Here is a 15387-nt window from a genome sequence, read left to right as displayed (position 1 = left end):
GATCGGTGCACATCATGCTTCGCAGAAACACCACCGCCCTGGCCTGCTCCGCAGCCCTCGCCCTGCTCCTCACCGGCTGCGGCGGAACCGGTCAGGACGACTCCCCCGGCACGGGGAAGAAGGCCGGCAAGGTCACCTTCTGGTCCTTCGTCAAGGGTTCCGATCAGGTGGCCGCCGCCTTCAACCGCAGCCATCCGGACATCGAGGTGACGTTCGAGACGGTCCCGTCGGGCCAGGAGTACTACTCCAAGCTCACCAACGCCGTGAAGGCCGGCACCGCGCCCGATGTCGCCGTCGTCGAGTACCCGCAGCTGCCGGAGTTCGCCGCGCAGGGCAAGATCGAGGATCTGAGCGAAACGCTCGGTCCGGTGGTGAAGGACCGCTTCCCCGAGGCGGTGCGGCAGTTGGTCGACCTCGGCGGCAGCACCTGGGGGGTCCCGCGTGACGCGGCACCCCTCGTGCTGATGTACCGGAAGGACTTCTTCGCCCGGCACAAGATCTCCGTACCCACCACGTGGAACGCCTACCGGGACATGGCGGAGCAGGTGCGGAAGGCCGACCCGGGGGCCCGTGGCGGCGTCCTCTTCACCGACAACCCCGGTCTGCTGACCGCGCTCGCCTGGCAGGCCGGCGGACAGTGGTTCAGCGCCGGAAAGGACGCCTGGAAGGTCACCCTCGACGACGGGCCGTCGAACAGGGCGGCCGCCTACTGGGGAGACCTCGCCCGTGAGGACCTCGTCCACTCGCTGAGCTCGCTCGACCCGTTCTGGACGAGCGTCCAGAAGAACCGGACCGTCGCCTACGTCTGCGCCAGCTGGTGCGCCGGGGCGCAGCAGGCCACCGTCCCCGACCAGAAGGGCAAGTGGGCCCTGGCCCCCGTGCCCACCTGGGACGGCAGGCCCGCCTCGGCCATGTACGGCGGCTCCTCCTTCGTCATCCCGAAGGGCTCCGACAACAGCGGTGCCGCAGCGGAGTTCATCCGCTGGATCACCACCGACCCCGAGGGCATGAAGGCATGGGTGTCCTCCGGCACCAGCAGCATGTTCCCCGCCGACCCGGCGCTCGTCCCGGTCACCAGGGCCGCGTTCGGGACCGCGTACTACGGCGGGCAGGACGTCTACGCCGTCGGGCAGGCCTCGTACGAGGCGATCCGGCCCGGCTGGACCTGGGGACCGGTCATGGGGGCGACCAACACCGCCCTCGTCGACGAACTTCCCAAGGTCGCCGACGGCACGGCCTCACTGCCCGCGGTGCTCTCCCTCGCCGAGCGGACCACCGTCGCGCAGATGAGGCAGCGGGGCATGAAGGTGACCGCTCCGTAGGAGCCGCTTGGGCGGGCACGCCGGCGCCTGCCGCCCGCGCACCGGGCGCCCGCCGGCTCTCCCGAACGCACCTCCCGATCCATCCCGCCCCACCCCGAAAGGGCCGTCATGGCGACCCCCTCCACTCTCGGACAGCGCCGGACCGCCGCGCTGCTCCTCTCCCCCTTCCTCGGCCTCTTCGCGGCCGTCACCCTCGCCCCGCTGGTGTACGCGGCCTGGCTGAGCCTGTTCACCACCCGCACCTCCGGCCTCGGGTTCGGCGGCACCGAGAGCGTCTTCGCCGGCTGGGACAACTACGCACGCGCCCTGTCCGATCCGGCGTTCCGTGACGGGTTCCTCGTGGTCGCCGCGTACTGCGCCGTCTACATCCCCGTGATGATCGGCGGGGCACTGGTCCTCGCCCTGCTGCTGGACACCGGACTCGCCAAGGCCCGTTCCTTCTTCCAGCTGGCGCTGTTCCTGCCGCACGCGGTGCCGGGACTGATCGCCGCGCTGATCTGGGTGTACCTCTACACGCCCGGCCTCAGCCCGGTGATCGACTTCCTCGAATCCGGCGGGATCCACCTGAACTTCCTGTCGGCCGACAACGCCGTCTTCTCCGCTGCCAACATCGCCGTGTGGGAGTGGACCGGCTACAACATGGTCATCTTCTACGCGGCCCTGCAGGCCGTGCCCCGCGAAACTCTGGACGCCGCCCGTGTCGACGGCGCCGGCGCCGTCCGTACGGCACTGTCCATCAAGGTCCCGATGATCCGCCCCGCGGTGGCCCTCGCCGTCCTCTTCACCGTCATCGGATCGATCCAGCTCTTCACCGAGCCGAAGGTCATCTACAACGCGTCCAGCGCGATCGGCAGCAGCTGGACCCCCAACATGTACGTCCAGACGGCCGCCTTCCAGAACAACGACTTCGGTCTGGCGGCAGCGGCTTCGCTGCTCATCGCCCTCTTCGCCGCCGTGCTGTCGTTCGCCGTCACCCGGATCTCACGCCGCGGGAGCAAGCCGTGACCACGTCCTCCGTCCTTCCTCCCCCGGCCGTCCCCGAGCCCTCGACCCCGCCGCCGCCCCGGCCCGGCCCGCTCCCCCGCCGGTCGAGGCGCGCCGCCGGACGTCACTCGGCGCTGCTGTCCAAGGCAGGTGTCACCGCACTCCTCGCCCTCGCCACCCTCTACACCCTGCTGCCGCTGACCTGGCTCCTGATGTCGTCGACCAAGAGCCGTGAGGACCTCTTCGGCACGAACGGCTTCGCGCTGGGCGACGAGGTCCGCCTCGGGGAGAACCTGGGGCACCTCTTCACGGCCGACGGGGGTGTCTACCTGCGCTGGGTGGCCAACACCGTGGTGTACGCGGGCGTCGGTGCGCTGCTGGCAGCGGTCTTCAGCGTGGCCGCGGGCTACGCCTTCGACAAGCTGGCCTTCCCCGGCAAGGAGCGGCTGTTCTCGCTGGTGCTGCTGGGCGTGATGGTGCCCGGTACCGCGCTGGCGATCCCGCTGTACCTGCTCGCCGCCGAAGCCGGGCTCGTCAACACCTTCTGGAGCGTGTTCGTCCCCGGACTGGTCTTCCCGTTCGGCGTGTACCTGGCGCGGGTGTTCAGTGCCGCCTATGTGCCGGACGAGGTGCTGGAGGCGGCGCGAATGGACGGGGCCGGCGAGTTCCGGGCGTTCCTCCGCATCGCGTTCCCGATGCTGGCACCGGGCTTCGTCACCATCTTCCTCTTCCAGTTCACGCAGATCTGGAACAGCTTCTTCCTGCCCCTGGTGATGCTGTCCGACCAGGACCTGTATCCGGTCAACCTCGGTCTGTACGTGTGGTACTCGTCCGCACTCTCCCAAGGCCACCCCGAGGACTACCTGCTGGCCGTCGTCGGCTCGCTGGTGGCCGTGGCCCCGCTGATCGCCGTCTTCCTGATGCTGCAGCGGTTCTGGAAGTCCGGCATGACCGCCGGCGCCGTCAAGTAGGCCGTCACCGCAAGGAACCCGAGGAACTCACGCATGCCCCCGAGCACAAGCAGGACGAGCAGCACAAGCAGTACGAGCAGCACGACCGGCACAAGCAGTACGACCGGTGCCCCGGCCACGGACACCCCTGCCACCTCGGACACCCCGCCCGCCTCGGCGGCGCCCCCTCGTCCCCGAGCCCTCTTCGCCATGAGCCGGCGCCACCGGGACGCGCTGTTCCCGCCGTCCGAGGCCGCACGCCTCAGGACGTACGTCGACATCGACCCGGACCACGTGGTCGAGGTGGTCGAGGACTTCTCCCACGCGCCGGGCCTGGAGGACGTGGAACTCCTGATCACCTCATGGGGATGCCCTCGCCTCGACGCGGGGGTGCTGGACCGCGCCCCGGCCCTCAAGGCGGTCGTCCACGCGGCGGGCAGCGTCAAGCACCATGTGACGCAGGCCTGCTGGGACCGGGGGCTCGCGGTGACCTCGGCCGCCGCCGCGAACGCCGTCCCCGTCGCCGAGTACACCGTGGCCGCGATCCTCTTCGCCAACAAGCGGGTCCTGGACATCGGCGGCCTGTACCGCGACCGGCGCTCCCCGCTCGACTGGTCGCTTCTCTTCCCCGGATTCGGCAACTACCGCCGCACCGTGGGAGTCGTCGGCGCCTCGCTCGTCGGCCGCAAGGTGCTCGAACTGCTGCGGCCCTACGATCTCGACCTCCTGCTCGCCGACCCCCATGTCGGCCCGGCGCAGGCCGCCGCGCTCGGCGCGCGGCACATGACACTCGACGAGCTGGTCGCGGCCTCGGACGTCGTCTCGCTGCACGCCCCCGCGCTGCCCGACACCCACCATCTGATGGATGCCCGCAGGCTGTCCCTCCTGAGGGACGGTGCCACGCTCGTCAACACGGCGCGAGGCTCCCTCGTCGACACCGAAGCCCTCTCCGCGGAGGCCTCGACCGGACGCATCCACGCGGTCATCGACGTCACCGAGCCGGAGGTACTGCCCGCGGACTCGCCGCTCTACTCCCTGCCGAACGTCCTGCTCACACCGCACATCGCGGGCTCGTTGGGCGGCGAACTCCGCAGGATCGCCGTGAGCGCGCTCGACGAGGTCGAGCGGTACTGCGCCGGACGGCCGTTCCGCCACGCCGTCCACCAGACCGCCCTCGCCACGTCGGCCTGAACCCGCCGGAACCCGTGCCGGAACCCGCGCCTGGATCCACGCAGGCGCACCACCGCCCTTCTCCGCCTCTCCCCATGTCCCGCACGACGACCCAAGGAGTCCCCCATGCAGCACTCTCCGTCGATGGACAGGCGTCAACTGCTCCGCGCAGGCGGCGCCCTCGGCCTGGGCGCCGCCACCGCCCCGCTGCTCGGCGCGCCCGCTCAGGCAGCACCGTCCCGCCCCCGTACGACCGTCACCGATCTCGGGCCCGCCATCGAGCAGTTCGCCCTCATGAGCGGGATCCTCGTCGGTGACACCGTCTGCATCGGCTCGCGGAACCTCACCCCCACCCGGCTGATCGCCTTCCATCTGCCGACCCGCAAGGTCGTGGCCCGCACCGACCTGGGCACGGGCCATTCCGTCCAGGCGCTCGCCGCGGACCCGTCGGGCAGGTACCTGTACGCCGGCGTCCTGACCAAGGCCGACGAGGGCAGGCCGAACCTCTTCCGCTGGGACCTGACGACCCCCGACAGGCCCGCCGTGGCCGTCGGCCGCACCGAGGACCGGGACATCCGCGAGCTCGCCGTCGCCCCGGACGGCACCGTGTACGCCGTCGGCGGCATACCGGGAAAGGCGCCCGCGCTGTGGATGTACGACCCCGGCACCGGAGCGGTCACGAAGCTGGGCATCCCCGACCCGAACGCCACCCTCGCGAGGGCCGTCGCCGCCACGGACACGACCGTCTTCTTCGGTGCCGGCAGCGTCCTGTCGGGCGGGGGCGAGGCGAGCAGGGCCTCGCTGTACGCGTACGACCGGGCGGAAGGCACGTTCACCGACATCACGCCGCCGGAGCTGCAGCGGGACCCCAGCCTGCGGGAACTCGCCGTCCTCGGCGACCGCCTCGTCGTCAGCACCTCGGGGTCCACGGAGGCCGCCAAGCTCGCCGTGATGGACCTGGCCGACCTCTCCTCCTACACCGTGACTCCCACCCGGGGGAAGGTGGCGAAGACCCTCACGACGGACGGCGAGCGGATCTACTTCGCCGGTGACGCCGGACTGCACGCGTACACCATGGCGACCCGGACGATCACGCCGGTCGCGTTCGACGGGCCCGAACTCGGGGAGATCTGGGGGCTCGACCACACCGGCGGAACACTGGCCGTCGTCTCCGGCTACGGCTTCGTCGCCGAGGTCGACATCGCGGCCGGTACGTCCACCGTCACCGATCTCGGCTCGGCGGGCGCATCCGTCGACCCTCAGACCGTCATGGGGATCGCCGCCGACCGCCGATACGTCTACGTCGGAGGGAACAACGTCATCGCCCGCCACGACCTGCGCACCGGGAAGGTGGTCAACCTCCGCGCTCCGGGCGAGGCGAAGGACGCCGAGGTGCTGAACGGGGTCCTCTACACGGGCCAGTACAGCGGACAGGGCATGTGGACGTACGACCCCGCGGAGGACGAGCAGCCCCGACAGCTCGCGTCGTTCCCCAGCGAGCAGAACCGGCCCCTCGACGTCTGCTACGACCCGGTGAACCGTCTGCTGCTGGTCGGCGCGCAGTCCGACACCGAGGGCGGCGGTTCCCTGTGGACCTACTCGCCGAGGAAGGGCAGGAAGGCCGTCTTCGTCGATCCGGTCGACGAGAACCAGCTGGTCCGTGCCGTCGCCACGCGGGACGGCATCGCGTACCTCGGAGGTGACAACCCCACCGCGCAGGGGCCGCGGGGCACCCTCGTCGCCTTCGACCCGGTCGCCGGGCGCGAGGTGTGGCGCACCGACCTGCCGCTGTCCACGGGCGTGGCGGCGCTGGCGGTGCAGGGGCGGCACCTCTTCGGCCTCACGCGGAGGGGTGGTTTCTTCGTCGTCGACCTGCCGGCCCGTCAGGTGGTCCACACCGCCGACCTGCGGGGGATCTGCCCCGGCTTCGCGGCCATGGTGACCGGCCGCGGTGCGGTCTACGGCGTCTCCGACACCACGCTGTTCCGCATCCACCCGAAGACCTTCGCCGTCACGACGGTCGTGCCCGAGATCAACGGCGCCTGGTACAGCGGCCCGCACGTCACCGTGGACGCACGCGGCCGGCTCTACACGATGCGCGGCCACCACCTCGTCCGCGTCGAGGACAGGCCGTGATCTGACCGTGTCGGCACCTGCACCACCGGCTGCCGGGCGGACCCGGCCTCCCGTCCCGGCAGCCGGCGCACGACCCAGGAGGAGCGCCCCGGGGGAAGGGTCCCCGCGGTGCGCCCCAGCGGGAGCGCCGCTCCTGTGGGAGAAACGGACCGATGTGAGGCACACCGCGGGAGTGTTCCGATGAGCCATGTGATCGCCCTGGACGTGGGCGACAGCGGAATGACGGCGGCGCTGGTCGCGCCGGACGGCGCACTGCTGCACGAGGAGCGGCGGAGCCCGGCGCGGGGGCCCGGTCCGGAGGTCGTCGTTGAGTCGGTCCTGCGTTTCGCGGAGGATCTGCGGGCCCACGGTCTGGAGCGGTTCGGCGCGGCCGCGAAGGCCGCGGGTGTCGCCGTTCCCGGACTGATGTCCGCCGAGCAGAGCGGTCCGGCCGGGCACTCCGTCCTTCTGGGCCGGAGTGCCGTCCCGATGCGGAGACGGCTGAGCGACAGGCTCGGCGGGATACCGGTCGCGGTCGAGTCGCGCGTACGCACCGCAGGCCTCGCCGAGGGCCGCCTCGGGGCGGGTCGCGGTACGGGCCGGTTCCTGCTGGTGACGCTCGGCACCGTCGTCGACGGGGTGATCGGCGTCGACGACGGCATCGAGGCCGGCGCCCATGGACTCGCCGGGAGGATCGGGCACGTCGTCGTACGCCCCGGCGGCCCGCCGTGCGGCTGCGGTCGGCGCGGTTGCATGGAGGCAGTCGTGTCCACGGACGCCGTCGGCCGCGCCTGGAGCGAGGTGAGCGGCGCAGTCGGCGCCGTGGACAGCGCCGACTGCGCCCGAGCTGCCGCGGCGGGCGACGAGGCCGCCACCCGAATCTGGCAGGCGGCGATCGACGCGCTCGCCGACGGACTGATCGCCGCGCACACGGTCCTGGACCTTCGCCCCCTGATCGTCGGAGGTGGACTCTCCGAGGTCGGCGAGGCCCTGTTCACGCCGCTGCGGGCGGCGGTGGAGGCCCGCCTCACCTTCCAGCGCACGCCCACCGTCGTTCCGGCCGCCCTCGGTGACGGCGCCTCATGTCTGGGCGCGGGACTCCTGGCACGCGCCCTGCTCACCAGGACGGCGGCTCCTCTCCGTCCCACGAGCGGGGGCCGCTGAAGCGTGCCGGCCTCCGGACCGGGTGGGCGTGAAGCGTGCGTCGTGTTTCGCGGGGCGTGAGTCGTCACACGGTCCGCTGGGAGAGGCCTGCGGTGATCCTCGCGCCTGCGGTGATCGTCGCGTGCAGGGCCGCCAGGCCGTCCCGGTAGATGCCGTGGAAGAGGGCGACGGCCTCGTCGTCGCTGACGCCGTCCGGGGTGAAGGTGCCGGTCCACTCCACACGTGCCGTGGTCGCGTCCGGGCCCGCGTGGACGATGAGCGTGGAGAGGTAGTCGGTGACGGGGAACGGGGCCTGGAGGATGGAGTAGCTGTAGCTGCGGCCCTTGTCGTCGAAGGACTCGAGGCGTTCGACGATCACGCCGCCGTCCTCGTTAGTGAGGGTGCGGACGCGGCCTCCCTCTCCCAGGCGGCTGGTGGGGATGTAGGGCAGCCAGTCCGGGAGCGAGTCGAAGCCGCCGACGAGCTGCCAGACGCTGTCCGGGGACGCGGGGATGTCGAGGGTCGCGGTCGTGGTGGCCATGGGTGCTCCTTGTTCTGCGGGGGTGGGCGTGGGGGGTGTCAGGTGGAGGTCCGTCGGGCGGCGGTAAGAAGCCGCTCAGCCCGTGGGGACCGATGCGGGGGCGGTCGGTGGGAAGCCGCTCAGACGGTGGGGACCGGTGCGGGGGCGTCCCCCGCGATGAGCCCCTCGGCGCGGAGCTCGTTCCAGAAGGCGGAGGGGATCGTCTCCTCCAGCGCGGCGACGTCCTCCGCGATCCGGCTGGGCTTCGTGGCGCCCGGGATCGCGGCGACGGTGGCCGGGTGGGCGAGGGAGAACTGCAGGGCGGCCGCCTTGATGCCGACGCCGTGGCGGGTGGCGGCGGCCTTGATCCGCTCGACCTTGTCGATGATCGCCGCCGGCGCCTTCTGGTACTCGAAGTGGGTGCCCCCGGCGAGGATGCCCGAGCTGTAGGGGCCGCCGACGACGATGTCGACGCCCTGTTCCGCGGCGGCGGGGAGCAGGCGCTGGTGGGCGCGGCTGTGGTCGAGCAGCGTGTAGCGGCCGGCGAGGAGGAACGCGTCGGGCTTCGGCTCGTCGAGGTCGAGGGTGAGCTCCAGGGGCTCGACGCGGTTCACGCCCAGGCCCCAGGCCTTGATGACGCCCTCGTCACGGAGCTGCTGGAGGACGCGGAACGCGCCGGTGCGGGCGGTCTCGTACGCGGCCAGCCACTCGTCCCCGTAGAAGTCCTGGGCGACGTCGTGCACCCACACGATGTCGAGGCGGTCGGTCCTGAGCCGCTTCAGGCTGTCCTCGATGGAACGCAGCGTGGCGTCGGCGCTGTAGTCGTTGACCATCCTGTTGGGGCGTCCGTGCTCGAAGAGGCCGCCCTTCTCGCCGAGGTCGCGGGCGGCCGGGTCCTCGGTCTCGTCGAGGACGAGACGGCCGACCTTGGTGCTGAGGACGAACTCGTCGCGGGGGTGCTGGGCGAGGACGTCGCCCAGGCGGATCTCGGAGAGGCCCGCGCCGTAGAAGGGGGCGGTGTCGAAGTAGCGGATGCCCTGGTTCCAGGCGGCTTCGACGGTGGCCGCGGCCTCGTCGTCGGGGATGGCGCGGAACATGTTGCCGAGGGGGGCGGTGCCGAAGCCGAGGGCGCCCGGGAGGAGGGACGAGAGGGTCATGGAAGATCCTTTTTCAGGTGGAATACCATGGTCGGTTCGCTTGTGAGCGATCCGCCTGGCTTGTGCTTCCGAGGTTAGGATCCCTACATGAGACTGTCCAAGACTTACTCTGGCTCACTTCAGTCCTCCGAGGTCCCACATGCTTGACCTGCGACAACTCCGCTATTTCGTGACCGTCGCCGAGACGGAGCACGTCGGGCGCGCCGCCGAGCGGCTCCACATCTCCCAGTCCCCGCTCAGTCGGCAGATCGCCCAGCTCGAGAAGAACCTGGGCCTCACCCTCTTCGAGCGCAGCCAACAGCGCATCAGGCTCACCTCCGACGGTCGTGTCTTCCTGACCGAGGCCCGCGCGCTGCTGCGGCACGCGGACCGGCTGGAGAACCTGGGCCGACGGCTCGGCCGGGGCGAGGAGGGCGGGCTGTGCATCGGGTACGTCGCCGACGCCATGCACACGGGAGTGCTGCCCACGGCCCTGCGCGGCCTGCGCGAGGAGCGCCCGGGCATCCACGTGGCGTTGTACGACCAGGAGTCGGCCGACCAGTTCGAGGGGCTCCGCCAGCGCAGCCTCGACATCGCACTCGTCCGCCGGCCCCCTCAGGAGGACGACCCGGACCTGGACGCCGCGCCCCTGCTGCGGGACCCCCTGCTGCTCACCCTGCCCGAGGGCCATCCGCTCGCGGCTCGGGAGGAGCTCACGCCCGACGACCTGGACGGTGAGCCCTGGATCGCGGTGGGCGACGCGCACGCCACCGGTGGGCGTGACGCGTTCGTCGCGTCGTGCACCGCGTCCGGCTTCACCCCGGACATCCGCCTCGACGCCGCCGACGCCCTCACCGCACTGGGCCTGGTCGCCTCCGGCCTGGGCCTCGCGCTCGTCCAGCAGAGCATGGTGCGCGGTCCGACCGAGGGCATCGTCGTACGCGAACTCCCTTGGTACGAAGGATCGGTGCAGCTCTGGGCGGCTTGGCACCGGGTCGATCTCCGGCCGGTGGTGGCGTCCTTCCGCGCGACGGTTCTGGCGGGAAGTCCGCGAGCCGAATGACGTAACGTTCCGGCGTCTCGATGTGATGACCCCCATGGGGCCAACCGGGTGACGATCTTGGGCTGGGGAGAACTCCACCCCGGTCCCCGTGGCACGTTCCCTCCAAACGCGAAGAGCACTCAACGACGGTCGGCGTCGGGACGGGCGGGAAATGAACGATCAGCAGGTCGACTACGCGGCCGTGTTCCAGGCCCTGCCCGGCATGGTCGCGCTGCTCACGCCCGAGCTGGTGTACGTCGACGTCAACGAGGACTTCGCACGGCTCGCCGGGCGTTCCCGCGAGGAGCTCGTCGGCCGCTACATCTTCGACGCCTTCCCCGAGAACCCCGGCGACCCGGCCGCCGCGGGCCGGCGGGAGACCGAGGAGTCGATGCTGCGCGTGGTCGCGTCCGGCGAGCGCGACACCATGGCTCTGCTCCGCTACGACATCGAGGACTCCCAGCGGCCCGGCCACTGGCAGGAGCACTTCTGGAGCCCGGTCAACGCGCCGGTCCTGGGCCCCGACGATCAGGTGGTGCTGATCGTGCACCGCGTGGAGGAGGTCACTCAGCTCATCCGTGCGCGCGGCGGTCTCGCGGGCACCACCAAGGCCGCCCGACTGGAGGCCGAGCTCTACACGCGCTCCCGGGAACTGCAGGAGGTCAACGAGCGCCTGCGCAAGGCGCACGCCCGGGAGCGCAAGGTGGCGCTGGCCCTCCAGGCGGCGATGCTCCCCTCCCCCGGCCCCGTCGGACACCATCGGGCGGCCGTCCGCTACCGCCCCGCGGTCGGCGGCCTGAACGTGTGCGGCGACTGGTACGACCTGGTCGGCCTCCCCGGGGACCGGATGGCGGTGGCCGTGGGAGACGTGGTGGGCCACGGCCTCACCGCCGCCTGCGTCATGGGACAACTGCGCAGCGCGCTCAGCGCGGCCACGCTCGTCGCCGACGGCCCGGCCCAGGCGCTCGAAGTCCTCGGGCTGTACGCCCGCTCCGTCGACGGCGCCGAGTCGTCCACCGTGGCGACGACCTTCATCGACTGGAGCACGCACACCCTCACGTACAGCAGTGCCGGGCATCCTCCGCCCGCGCTGCTCACCCCCGAGGGCGACGTGACCTTCCTCGACCAGGCGACCGACCCTCCGCTCGGCGCCCGCCCCGAACACGTCTCCCGCCCCCAGGCGACCGCCTCCTTCAGCGAAGGCGCCACGCTGGTGCTGTACACCGACGGCCTGATCGAGCGCCGCGAGGAGGACATCGACGTCGGCCTCGCACGTCTCGCCGCATCCCTGCGGCGGCGTGGCCGGGACAACCCCGAGACCATGGCCGACGACCTCCTCGCGGACCTCCTGAACAGCAACCGCAACACCGATGACACGGCGCTCGTGGTCATCCGCCTGTGAGCCGGGGGCGCGGGCGACCGGTCACGCACCGGCTACGGGTCTGTCACCCACTAGCCCTCGCGGACTCTGTACAGACGTCGGTACCACCACACGTCCCCCTTCCAAGGACGACGATCGGCCAGCGGGTCGGGCAGAGTGCGCTTGAGGTACACGCGGTCGAGGGACGCGATCCGGCGCCCCAACTCGGCGCGCGCCCTCGGCGGCAGGTGTGCAAGGGCCTCTTCGAGGAGGTCTCTGGCGTGCCGGACGTCGTCGAGGCTGTGGCCCACGCAGCCGCAATCGGGGTCCTGCGGGTAGAGGGGGCGTCGTCCCGGCGGAGCGAGGAACGCCTCGTACCGTCGTAGTGCCCGGTCGACGGCGCCCGGATACAGGTAGCTGGGGGCGAGTTCCTCGACGCGGTGGATCGCATTGCTGGTGCGGGCGGACAGTCCGTGAATCCGTCCCGGCGGTGGCTTGTCCCAACGGCGCGGCCGCCCGGGGTGTCCGGCGCGAAGCGCGCCCGGCCGTCTACGCGGCATGTGCCTTTCGGAGTGTGCTCATACGCGGCATTGTGCCACCCGCAACGCCGACGTGCGGGCCTCCCCGTGGCATCCATGGCCGTGCGGGGGCGCGGGCCGTACGCTCAAGGTCGTGCAGCCCTCCAACGAGTCCCCTGAGCACAGCCGTGCCGAGCAAGGCCAGTCCATCAAAAGCCCCTCCGCCGAAGGCCGTTCCGGCGGCGGTCGGTCTCGTCGGCTGTTGGTGCTGCGGCACGCCAAGAGCGCCTGGCCCGAGGGGGTGCCCGACCGGGACCGGCCCCTCGGCCCGCGCGGGCTGCGTGACGCACCGGCTGTCGGGCGCTTCCTGGCCGGGGCCGGCGGGCCGCCCGATCTGGTCCTGTGCTCCCCGGCACGGCGGGCCCGCGGTACCTGGGAGCTGGCGGCCGCGGAGCTGGGCCGCGCCGTGCCGACCCGTCACGACCCGCGGTTGTACGGCGCGGACGGCCCGGAACTGCTCGATGTGCTCCACGGCGTGTCCGACGAGGTCGGGACCTTGCTCCTCGTCGGGCACAACCCGGGTCTGGAGGACCTGGTCCTGCTGCTCGCGTCCGGTGCGGCGGACGCGGACGAGGACCTCCTGGACCGGGTGCGGACCAAGTTCCCGACGTCCGCGGTCGCCGTCCTGACCTGGTCCGGCGCCTGGGCCGACCTGCGCCCGGGGGACGCGCTCCTGACGGACCTGGCGATTCCCCGCGGGGGCCGCGACTCCTCCTGAGCCGCGGGGCGCCCGCGGCCGTCACGTCCTCGCGCTCGCCGTCCTGCCACGCCGCGTCACGTCACCACGTGCGGTCGAGCAAGTGGGTGAACAGCACGTCCAGTTCCTCCGCCGCGGTGTGCTTCAGCGTTGCCTCCCGCAGCGCGTGACGGGCGGCGTCCAGCTGCCGGAGGGCCTCCTCGCGCGTCCCGGTCCGCCCGCCCGCGCGCTCCACGAGCGCCGCGACGTGTTCGGCGGTCTCGCCGTCGATCCGCCGGCCGGACGCGAGCAGCGCCTCGGCTTCGCTCGCGGCCCTCCCTCCGGCGGCCAGTGCGATCAGGACGGGGTAGGTCTTCTTGCCCTGCCGGAGGTCGGCGTGGACGGGCTTCCCGGTCGCTCTCGGGTCGCCCCAGATGCCGAGGATGTCGTCCACCGCCTGGAAAGCGAGACCGAGATGGCGCCCGGCGCGGTCGAGCGCGGTGACGGTCCGGTCGGGGGCGCCGCCGAGGATCGCGCCGAGCGCGAGCGCGCAGCCCAGCAGGGCGCCCGTCTTGTCCTCGGCCATGGACCGGTACTGGTCCGGCTCGACCGCCCCGGGACCGGACCACGGACGCTCCTCGAAGCGCAGGTCCTCCGCCTGTCCGGACACCAGCGTGGTCAGCGTCCCGCAGAGGTGCCGGACCGCGGCCGCCGTGCGGGGGCCCGGCGTCTCCGCCAGGCTCGCCACGGCCTGGGCGAGGAGCGCGTCGCCGGCCAGGACGGCCGGGCCGGTCCCGTACGACTTCCACACCGCGGGGCGCTGCCGGCGCAGCGCGTCGGCGTCCATGATGTCGTCGTGGAGCAGCGAGAAGGTGTGCACGAGTTCGACGGCGACGGCGCCCGGGACCGCGTCGCCGCCGTCCGCGCCCACCGCCTCGGCGCCGAGCAGGGCGAGCGCCTGGCGCACTCCCTTGCCCTCGGATCCGCCGGGATCCGGGGTTCCGGCGGGATCGGCCCAGCCCAGCGCGTACGCCGCCATCTCACCGGTCCAGGGGTGCAGCCGGCCCACCGCCTCCACCAGCGCGGGCCGGACCCGGTCGCGGCACCGGTCCAGGAGCGCGGCCGCCGAGGCCTCGTGACCGCGGGTGGCGCTCGCCGAGGTCACGGCCGTTCCTCCCTGTGCGCCCGCGCGGGCGCACAGGGAGCGGGTCGATGTCGGCGGGGCGGATGCCGGGAGGGCGCTCATCGCAGCCCCTCCACGTCGACCTTGCTGAGCGCTTCCGCCCCGGCCGCCGGCAGGACCCGGCCGGCTTCGCCGGCGCCGTCCGCGTCGTGGTCCGGCAGCGGGCCGACCCCCAGTTCGGCCGCGGCCTTGTCCACCATGTCCCGGGCGTGCCGCAGCCCGATGCGGTCCAACGTCGTGCGGAGTGAGGCCAGTTCGGCCGCGGTGTGCGCGGCGTCGCGGCCCAGGCGGGCCTCGGCCTTGACCAGTCCCAGGCTCGACAGGGCCGTACCCCGGGGCTCCTCCATCTCGCGGAACTCCTCCAGGGCCTGGGCGTACAGCTCGCGGGCCTGCTCGTAGCGGCCCGCCCGGTACAGCACGTTGCCGCGCATCTTGTGGTTGTAGGCGAGGGCGCTGGCCAGCCGTATCTCCCGGCAGGCCTCCTCGGCCTCCGACAGCAGCGACAGGGCGCGCTCCACGTCCCCGTCCCGTACGGACACCACGTCGGCGATGCCCCGCAGGGCCCAGGCCCAGCCGCGCCGGTCCTCGGCGCGCGACGCCGTCTCGGCCGCCTCCTCGAAGAGGGCCAGGGCCTTGTCGTAGGAGCCGGTGTTGCGGTGCATCTGCGCGATGCCCTCCAGGGCCCAGACCGTGTGGCGGGCCTCGCCCCGGCGGCGCGCCTCGGCCAGCAGCTGCTCGTGGAGCCGTCCCACCGCCTCGTAGTCGCCCTGGATGCGCCCGGTCTCGGCGAGCCCCGCCAGCGAGTAGCCCCGCACGACGACGTCGCCGCCCCGCTCGCCCGCTTCGGCGGCGAGCCCGAGCAGCCGGTAGGCCAGCCGGAGCGCACCGCGCTGGCGGGCCAGCGTGCCGCCGCTCCACAGCGCCCACGCCATGGCTCCCTCGTGGCCGGCCGCACGCGCCGCCCGGTAGCTCGCCTTCCATGCCCGGTCGGCCTCCTCGATCCGGCCGAGCCTGCGGCAGGCCTCCGCCACGGCGAGTCCGCAGCGCGCCGCCTCCCGCAGGTCTCCGGTCTCCTCGGCCGCCCGGAGTTCCCTGACCCCCCGGTCGAGCACCTCGGGCAGGGAGGCGTTCACCGAAAGCGACCCCAGCGCCCCTTGGTACTCCGGCGCCGACGCCCTCGCCGGCCTCTCCGTCACCTGACCTGCCAT

At 72.4% G+C, this 15387-nt stretch carries 13 protein-coding genes; 9 read left to right on the top strand and 4 right to left on the bottom strand.

Features of this window, described 5'->3' with window-relative positions:
- Positions 1 to 14 precede the first annotated feature (14 nt).
- The 6 genes from AMK27_RS37375 to AMK27_RS37350 all read left to right on the top strand — a co-directional run bounded on the left by AMK27_RS37375 (position 15) and on the right by AMK27_RS37350 (position 7705).
- Positions 15 to 1322: an ABC transporter substrate-binding protein gene (locus AMK27_RS37375; RefSeq protein ID WP_073918646.1), complete on the top strand. Its 1308-nt coding sequence runs from the start codon at positions 15 to 17 to the stop codon at positions 1320 to 1322.
- Between the two features lie 108 nt (positions 1323 to 1430).
- A complete protein-coding gene (locus tag AMK27_RS37370) occupies positions 1431 to 2327 on the top strand; it encodes a carbohydrate ABC transporter permease (RefSeq protein ID WP_073918395.1) in 897 nt (298 codons plus the stop codon).
- On the top strand, positions 2324 to 3277 hold the full coding sequence (locus AMK27_RS37365; RefSeq protein ID WP_073918392.1) for a carbohydrate ABC transporter permease: 954 nt from the start codon (positions 2324 to 2326) through the stop codon (positions 3275 to 3277). Before AMK27_RS37370 ends, AMK27_RS37365 begins: the two co-directional genes overlap by 4 nt.
- Before the next feature lie 189 nt (positions 3278 to 3466).
- A complete protein-coding gene (locus AMK27_RS37360; RefSeq protein WP_073918389.1) occupies positions 3467 to 4447 on the top strand; it encodes a hydroxyacid dehydrogenase in 981 nt (326 codons plus the stop codon).
- A gap of 105 nt (positions 4448 to 4552) precedes the next feature.
- Positions 4553 to 6562: a hypothetical protein gene (locus AMK27_RS37355; protein ID WP_073918387.1), complete on the top strand. Its 2010-nt coding sequence runs from the start codon at positions 4553 to 4555 to the stop codon at positions 6560 to 6562.
- Between the two features lie 180 nt (positions 6563 to 6742).
- Positions 6743 to 7705: an ROK family protein gene (locus AMK27_RS37350; protein WP_073918385.1), complete on the top strand. Its 963-nt coding sequence runs from the start codon at positions 6743 to 6745 to the stop codon at positions 7703 to 7705.
- 64 nt (positions 7706 to 7769) lie between these two features.
- Here AMK27_RS37350 and AMK27_RS37345 read toward each other — a convergent pair whose 3' ends face one another.
- Together AMK27_RS37345 and AMK27_RS37340 are read right to left on the bottom strand one after the other, a co-directional pair.
- Positions 7770 to 8225: an SRPBCC family protein gene (locus AMK27_RS37345; RefSeq protein WP_073918382.1), complete on the bottom strand. Its 456-nt coding sequence runs from the start codon at positions 8223 to 8225 to the stop codon at positions 7770 to 7772.
- A gap of 119 nt (positions 8226 to 8344) precedes the next feature.
- Positions 8345 to 9361 carry an aldo/keto reductase gene (locus tag AMK27_RS37340; RefSeq protein ID WP_073918379.1) on the bottom strand — a complete coding sequence of 339 codons (1017 nt, stop codon included), beginning with the start codon at positions 9359 to 9361 and terminating at the stop codon, positions 8345 to 8347.
- A 139-nt stretch (positions 9362 to 9500) separates the two neighbouring features.
- On the opposite strand from AMK27_RS37340, the gene AMK27_RS37335 reads away from it, so the two are divergent.
- The 3 genes from AMK27_RS37335 to AMK27_RS37320 all read left to right on the top strand — a co-directional run bounded on the left by AMK27_RS37335 (position 9501) and on the right by AMK27_RS37320 (position 13038).
- Positions 9501 to 10403, top strand: coding sequence for a LysR substrate-binding domain-containing protein (locus AMK27_RS37335; RefSeq protein WP_073918376.1), 903 nt, complete (start codon positions 9501 to 9503; stop codon positions 10401 to 10403).
- 151 nt (positions 10404 to 10554) lie between these two features.
- On the top strand, positions 10555 to 11784 hold the full coding sequence (locus AMK27_RS37330) for a PP2C family protein-serine/threonine phosphatase (RefSeq protein ID WP_073918373.1): 1230 nt from the start codon (positions 10555 to 10557) through the stop codon (positions 11782 to 11784).
- A 684-nt stretch (positions 11785 to 12468) separates the two neighbouring features.
- Positions 12469 to 13038 (top strand): SixA phosphatase family protein, encoded by a 570-nt coding sequence (locus AMK27_RS37320; protein ID WP_073918645.1) that lies wholly within the window; start codon positions 12469 to 12471, stop codon positions 13036 to 13038.
- A gap of 61 nt (positions 13039 to 13099) precedes the next feature.
- Here the strand turns inward: AMK27_RS37320 and AMK27_RS37315 are convergent, their stop codons facing one another.
- Together AMK27_RS37315 and AMK27_RS37310 are read right to left on the bottom strand one after the other, a co-directional pair.
- On the bottom strand, positions 13100 to 14242 hold the full coding sequence (locus AMK27_RS37315; protein ID WP_079188755.1) for a polyprenyl synthetase family protein: 1143 nt from the start codon (positions 14240 to 14242) through the stop codon (positions 13100 to 13102).
- Positions 14239 to 15387: a tetratricopeptide repeat protein gene (locus AMK27_RS37310; protein ID WP_073918365.1), complete on the bottom strand. Its 1149-nt coding sequence runs from the start codon at positions 15385 to 15387 to the stop codon at positions 14239 to 14241. Before AMK27_RS37310 ends, AMK27_RS37315 begins: the two co-directional genes overlap by 4 nt.

The sequence above is a fragment of the Streptomyces sp. CB02009 genome, assembly GCF_001905825.1.
In the GTDB taxonomy this organism is placed as follows: Bacteria; Actinomycetota; Actinomycetes; order Streptomycetales; family Streptomycetaceae; genus Streptomyces.
Note: the sequence above shows the minus strand (reverse complement) of the source record. Positions and strands in the feature narration are given on the sequence as shown.

Coding starts and splice junctions, on each gene's coding strand:
- AMK27_RS37375 (WP_073918646.1), top strand. CDS start 15: ATGCTTCGCAGAAACACCACCGCCCTGGCCTGCTCCGCAGCCCTCGCC.
- AMK27_RS37370 (WP_073918395.1), top strand. CDS start 1,431: ATGGCGACCCCCTCCACTCTCGGACAGCGCCGGACCGCCGCGCTGCTC.
- AMK27_RS37360 (WP_073918389.1), top strand. CDS start 3,467: ATGAGCCGGCGCCACCGGGACGCGCTGTTCCCGCCGTCCGAGGCCGCA.
- AMK27_RS37355 (WP_073918387.1), top strand. CDS start 4,553: ATGCAGCACTCTCCGTCGATGGACAGGCGTCAACTGCTCCGCGCAGGC.
- AMK27_RS37350 (WP_073918385.1), top strand. CDS start 6,743: ATGAGCCATGTGATCGCCCTGGACGTGGGCGACAGCGGAATGACGGCG.
- AMK27_RS37345 (WP_073918382.1), bottom strand. CDS start 8,225: ATGGCCACCACGACCGCGACCCTCGACATCCCCGCGTCCCCGGACAGC.
- AMK27_RS37340 (WP_073918379.1), bottom strand. CDS start 9,361: ATGACCCTCTCGTCCCTCCTCCCGGGCGCCCTCGGCTTCGGCACCGCC.
- AMK27_RS37335 (WP_073918376.1), top strand. CDS start 9,501: ATGCTTGACCTGCGACAACTCCGCTATTTCGTGACCGTCGCCGAGACG.
- AMK27_RS37330 (WP_073918373.1), top strand. CDS start 10,555: ATGAACGATCAGCAGGTCGACTACGCGGCCGTGTTCCAGGCCCTGCCC.
- AMK27_RS37315 (WP_079188755.1), bottom strand. CDS start 14,242: ATGAGCGCCCTCCCGGCATCCGCCCCGCCGACATCGACCCGCTCCCTG.
- AMK27_RS37310 (WP_073918365.1), bottom strand. CDS start 15,387: ATGGCAGGTCAGGTGACGGAGAGGCCGGCGAGGGCGTCGGCGCCGGAG.